Annotated in this window: 1 protein-coding gene; it reads right to left on the bottom strand. The window is 35.6% G+C overall.

Features of this window, described 5'->3' with window-relative positions; translation table 11 throughout:
* Positions 1–405 (bottom strand): T9SS type B sorting domain-containing protein (locus tag Q0893_RS19515; protein ID WP_299278968.1); only part of this gene is annotated, 405 nt, incomplete at its 5' end.

Raw genomic sequence — 405 nt, forward strand, 5'->3', positions numbered from 1 at the left:
TTATCTTTTCAGGGTAAAATGGGCTTTAAATTCTTTACGGTCACCTGTATTAGGTTCATTATACTCAACTACAAACCAATAATCACTTGTTGGCATTGCATTACCATTATAGGTACCATTCCAACCTATTCCTGTTGGACTAAGTTGCTTGAGTAATTTTCCATATCTGTCAAATATATAAATTTTTGCGTTTGGTTGATTATTTATTGCACTAATGTTCCATGTATCATTATATCCATCTCCATTTGGAGTGAAGAATTTTGGATAATCCATAACGATAACTTCATCACTTCCCTCTCCACATCCATTCTTATCGCGTGCTGTAACAACATGCTCTCCTAAAGAGACATCAACAAATATGGGTTCATCTTGCCATGGACCTCCATCTAAACTGTACTCATACTC

The sequence above is a fragment of the uncultured Psychroserpens sp. genome (assembly GCF_947494225.1).
In the GTDB taxonomy this organism is placed as follows: domain Bacteria; phylum Bacteroidota; class Bacteroidia; order Flavobacteriales; family Flavobacteriaceae; genus Psychroserpens.